15 protein-coding genes are annotated in these 13,249 nt (G+C 71.1%); 4 read left to right on the top strand and 11 right to left on the bottom strand.

What is annotated here, in order from left to right; genetic code table 11:
- Window positions 1–122: 122 nt before the first annotated feature.
- From EG812_RS16625 to EG812_RS16590, 8 genes are all read right to left on the bottom strand, one after another.
- Window positions 123–578, bottom strand: a complete 456-nt coding sequence (locus EG812_RS16625) for an RrF2 family transcriptional regulator (protein ID WP_126712071.1) — start codon at window positions 576–578, stop codon at window positions 123–125.
- A 96-nt stretch (window positions 579–674) separates the two neighbouring features.
- A complete protein-coding gene (locus tag EG812_RS16620; RefSeq protein WP_126712070.1) occupies window positions 675–1,697 on the bottom strand; it encodes an ABC transporter ATP-binding protein in 1,023 nt (340 codons plus the stop codon).
- Entirely contained in the window at window positions 1,694–2,680 is a 987-nt protein-coding gene (locus tag EG812_RS16615) for an ABC transporter ATP-binding protein (RefSeq protein WP_126712069.1), read from the bottom strand. The genes EG812_RS16620 and EG812_RS16615 overlap by 4 nt, the downstream gene beginning before the upstream one ends.
- Window positions 2,677–3,570, bottom strand: a complete 894-nt coding sequence (locus EG812_RS16610; RefSeq protein ID WP_013733630.1) for an ABC transporter permease — start codon at window positions 3,568–3,570, stop codon at window positions 2,677–2,679. Before EG812_RS16610 ends, EG812_RS16615 begins: the two co-directional genes overlap by 4 nt.
- Window positions 3,567–4,511 (bottom strand): ABC transporter permease, encoded by a 945-nt coding sequence (locus tag EG812_RS16605; RefSeq protein ID WP_126712068.1) that lies wholly within the window; start codon window positions 4,509–4,511, stop codon window positions 3,567–3,569. The genes EG812_RS16610 and EG812_RS16605 overlap by 4 nt, the downstream gene beginning before the upstream one ends.
- Before the next feature lie 18 nt (window positions 4,512–4,529).
- On the bottom strand, window positions 4,530–6,065 hold the full coding sequence (locus tag EG812_RS16600) for an ABC transporter substrate-binding protein (protein ID WP_126712067.1): 1,536 nt from the start codon (window positions 6,063–6,065) through the stop codon (window positions 4,530–4,532).
- A gap of 81 nt (window positions 6,066–6,146) precedes the next feature.
- Entirely contained in the window at window positions 6,147–6,800 is a 654-nt protein-coding gene (locus tag EG812_RS16595; protein WP_050814609.1) for a M23 family metallopeptidase, read from the bottom strand.
- 32 nt (window positions 6,801–6,832) lie between these two features.
- Window positions 6,833–7,288: a MerR family transcriptional regulator gene (locus EG812_RS16590; RefSeq protein ID WP_126712066.1), complete on the bottom strand. Its 456-nt coding sequence runs from the start codon at window positions 7,286–7,288 to the stop codon at window positions 6,833–6,835.
- A gap of 41 nt (window positions 7,289–7,329) precedes the next feature.
- Between EG812_RS16590 and EG812_RS16585 the strand changes: the two genes are divergently transcribed.
- From EG812_RS16585 to EG812_RS16575, 3 genes are read left to right on the top strand one after another with little or no spacing between them, the layout of a single operon-like run.
- Window positions 7,330–8,502, top strand: a complete 1,173-nt coding sequence (locus EG812_RS16585) for an MFS transporter (RefSeq protein ID WP_126712065.1) — start codon at window positions 7,330–7,332, stop codon at window positions 8,500–8,502.
- 33 nt (window positions 8,503–8,535) lie between these two features.
- Complete coding sequence (locus tag EG812_RS16580; protein WP_013733624.1) at window positions 8,536–8,682, top strand: hypothetical protein; 147 nt, start codon at window positions 8,536–8,538, stop codon at window positions 8,680–8,682.
- The gene (locus EG812_RS16575) at window positions 8,679–8,945 is read left to right on the top strand and encodes a hypothetical protein (protein ID WP_126712064.1); all 267 of its coding nucleotides are present in this window, start codon (window positions 8,679–8,681) and stop codon (window positions 8,943–8,945) included. Before EG812_RS16580 ends, EG812_RS16575 begins: the two co-directional genes overlap by 4 nt.
- Window positions 8,946–9,048: 103 nt before the next feature.
- Here the strand turns inward: EG812_RS16575 and EG812_RS16570 are convergent, their stop codons facing one another.
- The 3 genes from EG812_RS16570 to EG812_RS16560 all read right to left on the bottom strand — a co-directional run bounded on the left by EG812_RS16570 (window position 9,049) and on the right by EG812_RS16560 (window position 11,134).
- A complete protein-coding gene (locus EG812_RS16570; RefSeq protein ID WP_126712063.1) occupies window positions 9,049–9,870 on the bottom strand; it encodes an RICIN domain-containing protein in 822 nt (273 codons plus the stop codon).
- On the bottom strand, window positions 9,867–10,376 hold the full coding sequence (locus EG812_RS16565) for a sigma-70 family RNA polymerase sigma factor (RefSeq protein WP_013733621.1): 510 nt from the start codon (window positions 10,374–10,376) through the stop codon (window positions 9,867–9,869). The genes EG812_RS16570 and EG812_RS16565 overlap by 4 nt, the downstream gene beginning before the upstream one ends.
- A 95-nt stretch (window positions 10,377–10,471) precedes the next feature.
- A complete protein-coding gene (locus EG812_RS16560) occupies window positions 10,472–11,134 on the bottom strand; it encodes a hypothetical protein (protein WP_233579507.1) in 663 nt (220 codons plus the stop codon).
- 245 nt (window positions 11,135–11,379) lie between these two features.
- Here EG812_RS16560 and EG812_RS16555 point away from each other — a divergent pair, with 245 nt between their 5' ends.
- Entirely contained in the window at window positions 11,380–12,975 is a 1,596-nt protein-coding gene (locus EG812_RS16555; protein ID WP_126712062.1) for a GMC family oxidoreductase, read from the top strand.
- Window positions 12,976–13,249 lie beyond the last annotated feature (274 nt).

Genomic DNA, 13,249 nt, shown 5'->3' with positions numbered 1-13,249 from the left:
GTGCCCAGCCGACAACGGCGCGACGACGACCCCGACGCGCCCGGCTCACGCCGGCGCGGCAGCATCGATCGCCTGCCCGACCGCGCACCGAATATCCCACCAACTCGACAGGATTTCAAGCCTTAATCCGGGCCGGACCGGGTGCAGACCCGACCGGCGTGCGCATCCGCGGGGCGGTCGACCGGCACGAGCAGGTCGGCGAGGCTGGACCGGTCGACCACCCGCTCGATCGCGCGGTGCACCGACTGCCACACCTCGCCCAGCCCGACGGCCACCCCGTGATACGTCGCCACCTCGGCAGGCGCACCCCGAACGGTGGTCAGCGGCCCGCCGGTGGCCCGCAACACGTCACCGACGGTGATGTCCTCCGGCGCCCTGGTCAGCGCGTATCCGCCGTCGGAACCGCGGGCGCTGTGCAGCAGACCGGCACGGCGCAGATCCAGCAGGATGCCCTGCAGGAAGGAGTACGGGATGTCCTGGCTGGCCGCGAGCGCCGCCGCCTTCACCAGGGCCGGGTGCTGCTGGGCCATCGCCAACATGGCCCGTACGGCGTAGTCCGATCGCGCTGACACGTACACGCCTAGGCCCCCGGTGCCCTACATACTCCATCGAACATATAGGGATACTGGACAACGTCGTTCGGCGCGTCAAGAGCCACGGTGCCGGCGGAGGGGTCAGGAGACGCGCATCGCCCGTACGGCCTCTCCCGCGTACAGGCAGGCGGCCCGGTGCCCGGCGGCGACCTCGACCAGCGCCGGATCGGTCTCGGCACAGTCGGGTCGCGCCTGCGGGCAGCGGGTCCGGAACCGGCAGCCGCTGGGCGGTTCGACCGGGCTGGGGATGTCCCCACTGAGGATGACCCGCCGACGTTCCCGTTCGACCCGCGGATCCGCCACCGGAATCGCCGACAGCAGCGCGGCCGTGTACGGATGCGCCGGCTCCCGCCAGATCTGCGCCGGTGTGCCGCTCTCCACGATGCGACCCAGATACATCACCGCCATCCGGTCGCTCATGTGCTCGACGGCGGCCAGATCGTGGGCGATGAACAGGTAGGTCAGTCCCAGGTCCCGTTGCAGCCCGCGCAGCAGATTCATGATCTGCGCCTGCACGCTGAGATCGAGCGAGGCGATCGGCTCGTCGAGGACGATCAGGTCCGGCTCGCCGGCCAGCGCGCGGGCGATACCCACCCGCTGCCGCTGGCCGCCGGAGAGTTCATGCGGGTGCCGGTCGGCCAGGTCCCGACGCAGACCCACCGCGTCGAGCAGTTCCTCGACGCGGCGACGACGAGCGGAGGAGGAGTCGACGAGCCGGTGCACGATCAACGGTTCGGCGATGCTGGACCCGACGGTACGGCGTGGATCGAGCGACGCCTGCGGATCCTGGAACACCATGGCGACCCGACGCCGCAGCGCCCGCAGCTGGCGACGCGACCAGCCGGTCACGTCCTGCCCGGCTACCCGGACGCTGCCCGTGGTGGGATCGACCAGGCGCAGCAGCGCCAGACCGGTGGTCGACTTGCCGCTGCCCGACTCCCCCACCAGCCCCAGCGTCTCGCCCCGGCGGACCTGCAACGACACCCCGTCGACCGCCCGGACCACGCCGGCCGAGGTCGGGAACCAGACCCGCAGGTCGTCGAGCTCGGCGACCGCCTCAGTCGCACCGCGCTGCGTCGGCACCTGCACCTCACCGCGCTTCATCGGCCCTCCCCGTCGGGTTGCTGCGGGTAGAAGGTGCGGACGTGGTGTGCGCCGGCAACCGGGACCAGCGGCGGCAGCTCGTACTCACATCGGGCGTCGCCGCGCACCGGGCAGCGGGGCCAGAAGGCACAGCCGGCGGGTAGCTCGTGCGGGCTGGGTGGCGCGCCGGCGATGGTGACCAGGTCGCCACCGCCGGCCCCCGGCTCGGGTCGGGCGGCGAGCAGAGCCGAGGTGTACGGGTGCCCCGGCCGGTCGAACACCGCGTCGACCGGCCCCTGCTCGACGATCCGCCCGGCGTACATCACCGCCACGGTGTCCGCGATGCCGGCGACCACGCCCAGGTCGTGGGTGATCCAGACGACCGCGGTGCCGAGGCGCTGTTGCAGGTCGGCGACCAGCTCGACGATCTGGGCCTGGGTGGTGACGTCCAGCGCGGTGGTCGGCTCGTCGGCGATCAGCAGATCCGGTTCGCAGGCCAACGCCATGGCGATGACCACCCGCTGGCGCATGCCACCGGAGAACTGGTGCGGGTAGGCGTCCACCCGCTGCGCGGCCGACGGGATGCCGACCAGGTCGAGCAGTTCGATGGCGCGGGTGCGGGCGGCCCGCCGGGTCAGCCCGAGATGTTCCTCGCCGGCCTCGGCGACCTGCCGACCGACTGTGAGCACCGGGTTGAGCGAGGTCATCGGATCCTGGAAGACGAATCCGACGTGCCGACCCCGCATCCGCCGCCGCCGATCCGCCGGCAACGCGGTGAAGTCCTCACCGAGCAGCCGTACGCTGCCCGTCACCCGGGCGGCGCGCGGTGCCAGGCCGGTGGCGGCGAGCACGCTCATGCTCTTGCCGCTGCCCGACTCGCCGACCAGGGCGAGGGTCTGCCCCGCCTGGACCGACCAGTCGACCCCGGCCACCGCGCGGGCCGGACCGCGCCGGGTGCCGATGGTGACGGTGAGCCCCGACACGGCCAGTACGGCATCGCTCATCCGGTGCTCCTCCTGGCCTCGTTGACGGTCAACTGACGGGGGTCGAGCACGTCGCGCAGCGCGTCACCGACCAGGTTGAACGCCAGCACGGTGCAGAAGATGGCGGCACCCGGAAAGACGCCCAGCCACCAGGCGTCGGTGACGAAACCCCGACCGTCGTAGAGCATCCGACCCCAGGCGGGGGCGGGTGGCTGCACCCCGAGACCGAGGAAGGACAGCGCCGCCTCGGACAGGATCGCGAAAGCCAGCGACAGCGACGTCTGCACGATCAGCGGCGCGGCGATGTTCGGCAGCACGTGCCGGCGCATGATCCGCAGGTCGGACGCGCCGATGGAGACCGCGGCCCGGACGAAGACCTGCTCCCGCACCGAGAGCACACCGGCCCGGGTGACCCGGGCGAAGATCGGCGTGTAGACCACCCCGATGGCGATCATCGCGGTGAGCAGGCCCGGTCCGAGCACCGCCACGATGGCCACCGCGAGCAGCAGCACCGGGAACGCGAACAGCACGTCCATGCAGCGCATCAGCAGGTTGTCCAGCCAGCCCCGGTAGTAGCCGGCGAACAGGCCGAGGGTGACCCCGGCGACCAGGGCGATGCCGACGCTGACCGCGCCGACCTGAAGGGACACCCGGGCGGCGACCATGACCCGGCTGAGCACGTCGCGGCCGAGTTCATCGGTGCCGAACGGATGCGCCCAACTGGGCGCCTGGAGCATCCGGTCGACGTCCACGTCGTTGATGCCGGCCGGTGCCAGCCACGGCCCGGCCACCCCGACCACGACCAGCAGCACCAGGACCGCGGTGCCGGTCAGGGCCAACGGGTCGTGGCGCAACGCCGACACGGCACGCCGCAACTGCCCCTCGCTCGGGTTGACCGTCGGCGCGCTCATTTGACCGTGATCCTCGGGTCGAGGCGGGCGTAGAGGATGTCCACCAACAGGTTGACCAGCAGGAACAGCGCCGCGACCAGCAGCACCGCCCCCTGGAGTACGGGATAGTCGCGGGCCTGTACCGCGTCGAAGGTGAGCCGGCCGATGCCCGGCCAGGCGAACAGCACCTCGATCACGATCACTCCGCCGAGCAGGCTCGCCAACTGCACCGCCACCACGGTGACCACCGGGATCAGGGCGTTGCGCAGCACATGCCGCAACACCACCACCCGGGTCCGCAGACCCTTGGCCTCGGCGGTACGGACGTAGTCCTCCGACAGCACCTCCAGCATCGACGAGCGGATGAACCGGGTCAGGATCGACGCGGTCACCAGGCCCACGGTCGCCGCGGGCAGGGCGACGTGCGACGCCCACCGGGCCGGGTACTCGGTCAACGCCACGTAGCCCGACGGCGGCAGCCAGCCGAGCACCCCGGCGAAGAGCAGGATGCCCATGATGCCCATCCAGAAATCCGGCACCGAGACACCGAACTGGCTGAACACCCGCGCCGCGTGGTCGACGACCGATCCGCTGCGCATGGCCGACACGATGCCCAGCGGCAGGGCGATCACCAACGCGAACAGCACAGCGGTCACGGCCAGCGACAGCGTCGCGGGCAGCCGCTCCAGCACGATGGCGGTGACCGGCTGGCCGCTGCGGAAGCTGACCCCCAGGTCGCCGGTCAGCGCCCGCCGCAGATAGTCGAAGTACTGCACCACCAGGGGTTGGTCCAGCCCGGCCCGAGCCCGCAGCGCCTCGTAGGTCTGCGGGTCGAACCGGGTGCCCAGCGCCACCCGGACCGGGTCACCCGGCACCAGTTGCAGCAGCAGGAACACCACGAGGGTGACGCCGAGCAGCACCACGCAGGACTGGAGCAGTCGGCGGATGACGAAGCGGGCCACCTGCGGTCCCCTGCCCGCTCACCTGGTCAACGCCACGTCGCGGAACCGGATCGCCCGGTCGGTGCGTACCTGATAGCCGGTGACCTGTTTCGACCAGCCCTGCGCCACGTCGGGGTTGTAGAGGTAGATGTAGCTGGCGTCGTCGACGATCTGCTTGGCCACCTGCTCGTACTGCTGTTTGCGGGCGCCCTGGTCGGTCTGCGTGCGGGCCCGGTCCAGCAGTTGGTCGACGGCGGGGTTGTTGTACTTGTGGAAGTTGAACGTGCCGCCGCTGTGGTGCTGGGCGTAGTAGAACTCGTCCGGGTCGATGTTGCCCAGCCAGCCGAGCATGAACGAGTCGAAGTTGCCCTTGCCCTGCTCGTCGAGCCACTGCGCGAAGTCCAGCGTACGAATCTTGACGTTGACGCCGATGCCCGCCAACTGCGACGCGATGACCTGCGCGGCGGTGACCGTCTCCGGGTACTCGCTTGTCACCATCAGGTCCATGGTCAGGTCACTGACGCCGGCCTGGTCGAGCAGCTGCCGGGCCTGGTTCACATCGTGCGAGTACGGCGCGTACTCGTAGTAGAAGGCGCTGTTCTGCGGAATCGCCGTCTGGTTGACCGTGGCCAGCCCGAACTTGGCGGCCTTGGTGATCGCCTCCCGGTCCAGCGCGAACGCGATCGCCCGGCGCACGTTGACGTCGTCGTACGGCTTACGCGCCTGGTTGAGGGCCAGGTACCAGTAGTCCGTCGACGGCACCGACTCGACGGTCGGCTCGTCGCCGTCGAGCAGCGCGGGCACCTGCTGCGGGGGCAGGTTGTCCGTCCACTGCACCTCGTTTCCGCGTAGGTTCTGCAACGCCACCGTGGGGTCGCTGACGAAGGTGAACCGCACCCCGTCGAGCTTGGGCCGCTCGCCCCAGTAGTTGTCGTTGCGGACCAACTGGATGTTGTCGCCGGAGGTGTAGCCGCCGATGGCGAAGGGTCCACTGCCGATCGGCTTGGTGGTGATCTCGCCGGACTCCACGTTGGCCTTCTGCACGATCGCCACCCCCTTGAAGCCGCCCAGGTTGGCCAGCAGATTCGGGGTGGGCGCGGACAGGGTGATCACCACGGTGGTCGGGTTCGACGCGGCCACCGACTTGACGGTGCCGAACTTGTACGCCGTGTTCAGCTTCTCGTCGATGATCCGGTTGTACGAGTAGACGACGTCCTCGGCGGTCAACGGCGTACCGTCGGAGAACTTGACCCCCTCGCGGAGGGTGAACGTCCAGGTCAGCTGGTCGTCGCTGGTGGTCCACCCGGTGGCCAGCGACGGCTGCATCTCCAGGTTCGCGTCCGGCTCCACCAGGGTGTCGAAGACGTTCTCCAGCACCTGGAAGCTGTAGTAGGCCGAAGTCTTGTGCGGGTCGAGCTGATCCGGTTCACCACCGATGGCGGCGTTCAGGACACCCCCCGCGCCGGCCTCGTTCCCGCCGTCGACATCGACGCCCTCCCCCGCGCTACAACCCACCGACACGGTGAGCAGCAGGGCGAGCGTCGCGCCGGCCAACCCGAATCTGGTGCTGGACATGGTCCTCCCCCAGGGATCCTGCGGCCACTGCCTGACCCCACGCTAGCCGCTAACCGGGCATCTGGCAGGGCATGATCGGCGTCAATTACCGGCAGCGGCGCAGTTCTTGCTGGTCAGCCGCACGGTGTACTCGGCATCGTCGTGCGTGATACCGGACGGTTGACCGTCGAACCAGGTCTCCACCTTCTGCCAGCCCGCACGCTGCTCGTAGTGCAGATGCGGGGCCCCGGAGTTGCCGGTGCTGCCGATCCGCCCGATCTGCTGACCCTGGGCGACCCGCTGCCCGACCTGCACCATCGGCGGTTCGAGCAGGTGCAGATACTGGGTCTCCCACCGCCCGCCGTGGTCGATCTTCACCCAGTAGCCGCCACCGCGGCCCCGAGGCCCATCCGGATTCTCCGGCGTACGCCCACCGAGCGACCCGTTGATGCCCGCCACGGTCACCGTGCCCTCGTACGAGGCGAGCACCGGCTGCCCCCACGGGTCACCGGAGAGGGGGAAGAAATCCACGTCGTTGTCACCGTGACCGGGATAGGTGCCCACCTGCCAGGTCTCCCCGCAGCCCACCGGCATCTGGAACAACGGTCGCGGCCCCGGCGGCAACACCTGCGGCACCACCACGTACGCGACCGCGCCGAGCACCCCCAGCAGACCGACGACCAGCAGCAGCCACGGCAGACGTCTGCGGCGGCGACGGTGTGAGCGGGGGTGGCCGGTCGTCACGCCCCGAAGCATCTCAGACGCCCACAACGCCGCTGCTCGGACGGTCAGCGGGCGCGGCCGGTCGCCGGTCCCGCCTTGCTTACCGATCGGCGCACCACCCGGGCACCCGGGTCGCCCGGTCGGCCGGGTCCCACCGCGTCCCCGCGTACGTCGGCGACGAAGGTGGCGAGCAACTCCCGGCTGTGTTGCAACGACGCGATCTTCTCGGTCAACTGGTCCAGTTCGCTCTCAAGGGTTTCGGCCAGCCGAGCCCGGTCGGCCGGTTCGTCGGGGATCGCCGCACGCCCGTCCAGCAGGAAGCGCAGCGCCTGCCCGACCACGCCCGAGGGCAGCGAGGCCGACAGCATGCACCTGATCCGGGCCACCCGGTCGACATCCGCTTCGGCGTAGACCCGGTAGCCCGAGGCGGTCCGCTCGGGCTTGAGCAGCCCCTGCTCCTCGTAGTAGCGCAGCATCCGCTCCGAGGCACCGGTACGGGCGCTCAACTCACCGATCCGCATGGCTTGACTCTAACGTCGATGTCAGGCTTTAGCGTCCGTCTGTGATCATCTATGTACTCCTCGTCTGCTCGTTCGCCGTGGCCACCGCCGAGTTCGTGCTGGTCGGTCTCCTCCCCCAGGTCGCCGTCGACCTGGGGGTCTCGGTGCCCGCCGCCGGGCAACTGATCACCGCGTACATGATCGTGGTGACCGTGGGCGGCCCCGTCGCGGCCCTGCTGACCCGCCGGCTACCCCGCCGGGAACTACTCGCCGCCACCATGGCGCTGGCGACCGTGTCGGCGGTGGCCAGCGCGATGTCCACGTCGTACGCCATGCTGTTGTCGGCCCGGCTGGGGTCGGCGCTGGCGCAGGCGCTGTTCATGGCCGTGGCCTCCCAGATCGCCATGGCGGCCGTGCCGCCCGAGGGGCAGACCGCCGCGGTGGCCCGGGTGTTCGGCGGGTTCGCCCTGGCCACCGTGCTCGGTCTGCCGCTGGGCAGCCTGATCGGTGCGGCGTACGGCTGGCCGGTCACCTTCGTGGTCGTCGCCGGCCTGGCCGCCGTCGGGCTGCTCGGCGTCGTCGTCTTCTGCCCCCGGATCGTCGCCGTGCCACCGGCCGGGATCCGCGACAGCGTCGGCGCGCTGACCCGTCCGGCCATCCTCGCCGGCCTCGGCGTCACCCTGCTCACGCTTACCGGCTTCGTGGCAGCCTTCACCTACGTCGCCCCGATGCTGCGTACCGTCACCGGATTGAGCCCCGGCTGGGTCAGCGTCGGCCTGGTCGGCTACGGCCTGGGCACCATCGTCGGCAACCTGCTCGCCGGCCGGGTACGCCCCGACGCCATCACCCGCCGCCTGCCGTACGCCATCGGCGCCCTGGCGCTGATCCTGCTCGCCCAGCCGCTCCTGCTACCCACGACGGCACCGGCGTTGGCCGGGCTGGCTCTGCTGGGTGCGGCGGCGTTCCTGGTCGTACCGCTGGTCCAGACCTGGCTGATGGGCCAGGTCGACGCGGGTGCCACCGGCCTGATCGCGGCGGTGAACATCTCCGTCGCCGGCGCGGCGGGTGCCCTCGGCGCCGCGCTCGGCGGGACGGTGCTCGCGATCGGGTTCGGCCCCGCCTGGATCGGCCCGGTCGCCGCCGTCTCCGTACTCGGTGCGACCATCATCGCCACCGGCATCGCCCGGGCGTCATCGCCGAGCAAACGGTCACCGGGAGCACTGCTACGGCGGTGAAGTGGGTGAGAACGGCTCCGACGGTGCCCGCCGATGTTGCTGGAAGCCGACCGGATCGCGCCCGCCGAGGTACGCCACCGGCCCGCCGCCCGGCAGGTGCTCGCCGACACCCTCAGTCACCCCGACGCCCCGGCCACGATTCTCGCGCTCGCCGCCACCCTGGGGGTGACCCGAGGATGACCGCAAACTTCCTGACCCTGGCCCAGATCCTCAACCGGCTCACCCTGACCGCCCGCTGGACCCTGCGTGACCACCAGCCCGGCCCGGACGGCCGCTGCCCCCTCTGCCGCGTCCCGGATTGTGCCGTGGCCGCCGCCGCCCGCGACGTGCTCACCACGATCAAGCAGACCCGCTGGGTCCCGCCCAACCCTCCCTCCACCCCAGACGCCCTCTCCCCCACGCCCCCTCCCCGTCGATCATGGAGTTTCGGCCGGGACAAATAGTTGATATGCCACATTCCGGCGACCAAAACTCCATGATCGACGGGGAGATCGGGCGGGGCGAGCGGGCGGGGCGAGCGGGTGGGCGAGTGGGTGGGGAAGGGGGTTACTTGGGGGCGGGGCCGTTGTCGACGAGGCGGAAGCGGGCGGTTACCGGGGCGTCGCCGGCCTCTTCGAGGATCAGGCCTCGGGTCGGGGAGTTCTGCAGGTACGCCGAGTTGCTGCTGATCAGGTACGTGCCTCCAGCGGCGGGGTCGAGAGAGAAACGCTGTCGGGGTTCGTCCTGGTCGCAGGGGACGCCTTCGACGCGCAGCGGCTGGCTGCCTGCCGAGCGGACCTCCCAGCAGGTGTCGGTCAGGTCGGTGTCGGGGTCGGCGGCGGTGCGGATCTGGTAGGTGCCGGGGCCCTGCGGCGTGATCACGAACAGCCGGCGGCCCTCGACGCCGTCGACCTCGGCCAGCCGGCCGTCGTCGAGCATCGACACCGCCGACTCGAACGCGTCGGTGCGCACGATGGCGACCTGGCGGGTGCCGGACAGCAGCCGATCGGTGCTCGGCGGCACGGCCGGCGAACTGGTGGACGAATCAGGTGAATCAGGCGACCCCGTGGACGAGTCGGGCGAGCCCGTGGGCGAGGTCGACGGGCGCGACGGATCGACGCTGGGGCTGGTGGACGGGCCGATGACGGTGGACGGACCGGCCGGGTCGATCGGCATCGACTGCGTGGAGCCGCCGAGGCGGGCCAGTGCGACGCCCGCGCCGAGCACGACGACCGCGGTGGCGGCGAGCGCCACCGAGGCGGTCCGGCGGCGGCGGCGGCGAATTTCGCCGCGTCGCCGGATGTCGGTGGCGGCGGGGATCCGGCTGTCCTGCCCGCCGTCGCGCGCCAGTGCCCGTAGGGCGTCGTCGAGCTGGTCGTCGAAGCTCACGTGCTGCGCCCTCCGTCCATGTGGGGACTGCTCTCCTCGGTCAGATGGGCGGCCAGCGCCCGGCGGCCCCGGGCCAGCCGGGTCTTGACGGTGTTCTCGTTGCTGCCCACCTCGGTCGCGATCTCGGTGACGCTGAGGCCGACCAGATGGTGCAGCACCACCACCCGACGCTGCTCGGTGGGGATGCGCCGCAGCGCCGTCACCACCGCGACGTGGTCGACCGAGGTGGCCTCCACCTGCTGCCCGGTGGCGTCCCGCCGGTGGGCGCGCAGCCGGTTGACGGTCTTGCGCCAGGCGCTCACCGCCACCCGGTAGGCCACCCGGCGCACCCAGGCTTCCGGGCTGTCGCACTCGCGCACCGTCGCCCACCGGTCCCAGGCCCGGGCGTACGCCTCGGCCACCGCGTCCTCGGCCTCGGCCCGGTTGCCGATCATCGCGTACAGCTGTCCCAGCACCCGCTGCACGGACGCGGAGTAGAAGGCGTCGAACTCCGCAGCGTCACGCATCGATCAAAGTCTCCCACCCGACCCGGTTGAATCCGTCAACTGTCTGGTCACACTGGTGACCCGGCCGGGGGTGGACGGCCGGGTCACCGGGCCGGTCACGTGCGCGGGGCCGGGCCGGTGTCGTTGAACCGGAAGCTGCTGAACGGTGCGGCGTCACCCAACTCCTCCAGGATCAGCCCGGATCGTACCGAGTCTCGCAGGTACGCCCAGCGGTTGCTGATCACGTACTCACGGGGTCCACCACCCTCGGCGGCGGTGATGACGAACCGCTGTGCCGGGTCGTTCGCCCGGCAGGTGGCACCCCGCACGTACAGCGGTTGGGTGTTCTGCGGGTTGTGTGCCTGCCAGCAGATCGGCTTGCCGGTGCCGCCGCCGTAGTACGCCTTCATCAGGAACTCGCCCGAGCCGAGGGGGGTCGGCACGAACACCTGTCGGCCCCGGTCGTCGTCGACCTCGGCCAGCCGGCCACCGTCGAGCAGGGACAGACCGCCCTCGAACGCGCCCACCCGTACGATCGTGACCCGGCGTTTGCCGGAGAGCACGGCGTCGATGCTCGGGGTCGGCTGCGGTGTCGGCCGCCCCTTGCCGGCACCGGGCGGCCGCAAGCCAGCCACCGGCGCCGCCGCAGCCGGCGCCTCGACGGCCACCGCGCTCGGCGTCGGTGTGTCGTTTTCGGACGCCGACGCTACCCCGTACACGGTCGCGGCGACGCTTGTCAGCGCCACCAGGCTCGCTCCAGCGAGCCATCTACCCACCACCACGGTTCCTCCCGGCTGCCTCGCCTGTCGAGGCCATCTGCCCTGCCGGCGGCTGGTCCTCGGTCGTTCAGCCTGATGACGCGTAGCGCCGGCAGCGGGTTTCACCGATCCGCCGCATTTCTCGGCGGGCATTGCGGACACCCCTGCCGGCTGCTGACAGGACGGCCTCCGCCGCCACCCTTTCCCTGCCGTGAGCGACGCAATACGGTGTGTGGCAGCGAGACACGCCAATATCGGGGGCCAGCATGGCGGAGTTCGACTACATCGTGGTGGGTGCGGGGTCGGCCGGCTGTGTGCTGGCGAACCGGCTGACCGAGGACCCGGGCACGCGGGTCCTGCTCATCGAGGCCGGCGGCTGGGACCGCAGCCCCTGGGTCCGCATTCCCAAGGGTTTCAGCCGGCTGATGGACGACCGACGCACCGCCTGGCACTACCCGGCGCAGGTCCGAGCGGGCCAGCAGGAGGTCTGGCAGCGCGGCCGGCTGGTCGGCGGGTCAAGCTCGATAAACGGCATGGTGTACGGCCGCGGCGACCGGCTCGACTACGACGAGTTGGAACGTCTCGGCAACCCCGGCTGGGGTTGGGACACCATGCTGCCGATCTTCAAGCGCCTGGAGGACAATCCGCTCGGCGCCTCGCAGGTGCGCGGCGTCGGCGGGCCGCTGCGCCTGTCCACCGCCACCGGCACCGACGAGATCAGCGAGAACGCCATCGCGGCCGGGGTGGAACTGGGCTGGCAGCGGGTGGACGACCTCAACGCCACCGACGACGAACGCATCGGCTACCTGATGGCGACCATCCGCGACGGTCGCCGCAGCAACGCCGCCGACGCCTTCCTGCATCCGGTCCGCAACCGACCCAACCTCACCGTCGTGGTCGACACCGTCGTGGTACGCATCCTGATCGAGAACGGTCAGGCGGTCGGGGTATGCACCCGCCAGGGCGGCCGGAGTGTCGAGCATCGTGCCGCCGCCGAGGTGGTCCTCGCCGCCGGGGCGATCGCCACCCCGCAGTTGTTGCAGGTCTCCGGCATCGGGCCGGCCGAGACCCTGCGCCGGGCCGGTGTCCCGGTGCTGGCGGACCGGCCGCGCGTCGGGGTCGGCATGCGCGAGCACCGCACCACGCCCATGCAGTTCCGGCTGGCGGGCCGGGCCGGCTACAACGCCCGCCTGAGCAGCCCACTCGGGCAGGCCCGCGAGATGCTGCGCTACCTGACCACTCGACGGGGGCTGCTCGCCCTACCGGTGTACGACGTCGGGGCGTACTTCCGCTCCGCGCCGGACGTCGGGCACCCCGACGCGCAGTTGCTGCTCGCGCCCTTCTCGGCAGCACCCCGACGCCCCGGACGGGCGATCGAGTTGGAGTCGGAGTCGGGGTTGATGGCCCAGGTCACGGTGACCCGGCCGGAGAGCGAAGGCAGCCTGGCAATCACCTCGGCGGCCCCTGGCACCGCACCGGCAATCGTGGCGAACTACTTCACCGCCCCGCATGACCGTCGGGTCGCCGTCGGCGCGTTCCGGCGGGTGCGGGAGTTGTTCGGCACGGCACCGATCGCCAAGCGGATCGTCGCCGAGACGCTGCCCGGCCCGGCGGTGCAGGACGACGAGGAGATCATCGAGGCGGGGCTCGCCCTCGGCTACTGCGGTTACCACGCGGTGGGCACCTGCGCGATGGGGCCGGGCGACGACTTCGTGGTGGACTCCCGGCTGCGGGTACGCGGTGTGGCAGGCCTACGCGTCGTGGACGCGTCGGTGCTGCCGATCCTCGTCTCGGGCTACCTCAACGCCCCGGTGATGGCGCTGGCCTGGCGCGCCGCCGACCTGATCCGCGCCGACCGCTGACCGCCCCCGCATCCGCTCATCTGATCCTGCTGATCACGTGACCACCTGGCGTGGCTGTCACCGGCGTTGACCGCGACACCACCCGTAGAGCATCCTAGGCAGATAGGTTGAAGAGGAACAGCTCGGCGCGCCTGAAGGCCCATGGCAGGTCAGTGGCGGAGAGTTACCAGGTGGTGCCTCGTGCTGCCGGCCCGGCCGCTCGGGCGGCATCGTCCGGCAGGGCTGTGACCTGCGTTACCAACGTCCGCAGCGGGAATCAGCTCGCCGGTCACGG

It is taken from the genome of Verrucosispora sp. FIM060022 (assembly GCF_003977705.1).
Taxonomy (GTDB): Bacteria; Actinomycetota; Actinomycetes; order Mycobacteriales; family Micromonosporaceae; genus Micromonospora; species Micromonospora gifhornensis.
Note: the sequence above shows the minus strand (reverse complement) of the source record. Positions and strands in the feature narration are given on the sequence as shown.